At 34.0% G+C, this 2,529-nt stretch carries 1 protein-coding gene; it reads right to left on the bottom strand.

What is annotated here, in order from left to right; all coding sequences use genetic code 11:
* Positions 1-92: 92 nt before the first annotated feature.
* Positions 93-1,994, bottom strand: a complete 1,902-nt coding sequence (locus tag RL70_RS17055; protein ID WP_039044595.1) for an endonuclease MutS2 — start codon at positions 1,992-1,994, stop codon at positions 93-95.
* Positions 1,995-2,529: the final 535 nt, after the last annotated feature.

The raw sequence follows: 2,529 nt of genomic DNA, 5'->3' as shown, positions 1-2,529 counted from the left end.
ACCTATTGCCAACTTTTGTTGAAGAGGAAAACACCTAAGTATTTAAGTACAAAAGATTCCCACTTCCGGTCGAAGGTGGGAATCTTTTGTGTTTAATTATTATTATTTCGAATTTCTTTCTGGATTTTACGAAGTACTTTTTTCGATCCTCGCTCTATATCATGATTTTGTTTTCTAGTATTATAATCAATGAATAAAGTGTCTAAGTCATAGCCCTCTGGATATAACTCTTCAGCTTTTAACTCTAGTACCAAGCGTTTTTCGTTTACTTCAACAAATTGTTTTTGATAATACACAGTAACGTTATTATAGTTATCCTTTTCTTTATACACTATTCCAAAGTCATCGTGGTCAAGCAGTTTTACACGGTCTCCTTTTTGATAGTCGATATTATTTTCAACTTTTTCAACCACTGTTTTTGGTCTTAGAATTTTGTTTTCATTTAACCGTTCCAAGCGATATTCTTTATTTTCCATATAATTTTCTGCTCTTTTTAAAACATTTTCCGGTACATTCATCTTTCTAGAGATCCATAAAGCGTTACTTTTCCCGGACTGCCCGATGAGAAGTTTAAATAATGGTTCTAATGTTTCATGATTAAATTGCATGGCAGCGTTCATAAAGTCACTATGCATTTCGGAAAAACGTTTTATTTCTCCATAATGCGTTGTTGCAACGGTAATACATCCTTTAAGATAAAACTCTTCTAAGAGGGAGATTGCTAATGCTGCTCCTTCATTTGGTTCTGTCCCACTGCCAATCTCGTCAAATAGTAACAAGGTATTGTTGTTTACTGATCGAAGTATCTCAGATAAGTTCTTCATGTGAGAAGAGAACGTGCTAAGTGCATTTTCTAAACTCTGATTGTCACCAATATCTAGAAACATGCGCTCAAATACTGCAATTTCGGTTTCTTTCGAAGCAGTAATATGAAACCCAGACATAGTTGCCAAAGTAACAAGGCCAATTGTCTTCAGCACAATTGTTTTTCCCCCTGCATTAGGTCCGGTTATGATTAAGCTACGATAACTGCTCCCAATCTGAAAATGAAGTGGTATAACATGACCCGATAGTAATGGATGCTTGCAATTTATTAATTTTATATTCCCATTATCATTTATGTTTGGCTCAATTCCATCCACATTTTTGCTGTATTTAGCTTTAGCAAAAATCATATCGTACTGGGATATTAGCTCAATATTAATATTAATGGCTTGAAGATTTTCAGTCACTAGCCCTGTTAAAGTAGCTAGTATTTGATATTCCAACATTGCCTCTTCGGTTTTTAATGTTGCTAATTCAACACTTAATTTTCCCGCTATACTTGGTTCCATAAAGACTGTCGAACCTTTAGCTGATACTTCAATTATAGTTCCCTGTACTTGATTTTTGTATGAGGATTTTATTGGTATTGTATAGCGATCATTCTTGATACTAATTATGAATTCCTGAATATAATTTCTATTTGTACTACTGTTTAGAAATTTATTTAATCGTTCCTTTATTTTTTGTTCTGTTGTTTGGATATGATGACGAACACGTTTGAGTTCTTTACTGGCGTCCGAGTCAATTTGATTATTTTTTATAGAAAAGTTAATTTCCTCTTCTACCGTCATGAATTCTGTCATGGAATTGGCATAGGACGACAATGTCGGAGCAAAAAATTCTTTACCGGACATGAAAACTTTTATTTTTCGGCAACCTCTTAAAAAATTAGAAATACTAAAAAGCTCTGATGGGGCTAAAATTATGCCCTTTTCCAATTTGTCAATTGTATGTTCAATGTTGGAAACACCCATGAAAGGTACGTTTCCTCCTGCATCCAGAATGGCACGTGCTTCAGATGTTTCGGTTAGACGATGTTTGACTACTTTTAAGTTAGAACTTGGAATTAATTTGTCAAATAGTTGTTTTCCCAGTCCGCTAACGCAATAAGATTTTATGCTCTCCTTTAGTTCGTTGTACTGTAATTTTTCAAAAGTATTTTCATTCATGTTTTCACTCTCCTCCATGTGATTAATAGATCAGCAATGAAGAAACCTAACGGCAAAAATTCAATGAGTTGGATATAAATATAAAAAAGCTGCGGTATCCACCGCAGCTTACGTTACAAGGCAAAAGAAAATACATAAATAAAACCATCAATAACGATAGTTCTAATCATGAAATGATGCACTTGTTTGTAAAGTATGGTAGGTATCTTCATAAGTGGAAATAAGTCCGCATCAAAATAAGGGGGTGAAAAAAACTGAGATCCCCTGTTGATAAAGATTCCTTATTTCCTTTAATGTTTTCTTATTTAGAAACTACCGCACTCACAAACTTCACCTCTTATAATATAATTAATATGCTCATTGAATTCGACTTTACGGTTCAATTATACTTAGCGATTAGGGATATGTAAAGAATGTCAAATATCCCGTAAACGTTCTTACACTAACGGGGGCGATTGTGGAGCAACACCATAGCATCAGGAACTGTTTTTCCCATACTCCAGATATTAATTAACAAAAAGAATCCATTCTGAAC

The sequence above is a fragment of the Sporosarcina sp. ZBG7A genome (assembly GCF_000813425.1).
In the GTDB taxonomy this organism is placed as follows: domain Bacteria; phylum Bacillota; class Bacilli; order Bacillales_A; family Planococcaceae; genus Sporosarcina.
The sequence above is the reverse complement of the archived record's forward strand: the minus strand, read 5'-3'. Positions and strand labels throughout refer to the sequence as shown.

Coding starts and splice junctions, on each gene's coding strand:
- RL70_RS17055 (WP_039044595.1), bottom strand. CDS start 1,994: ATGAATGAAAATACTTTTGAAAAATTACAGTACAACGAACTAAAGGAG.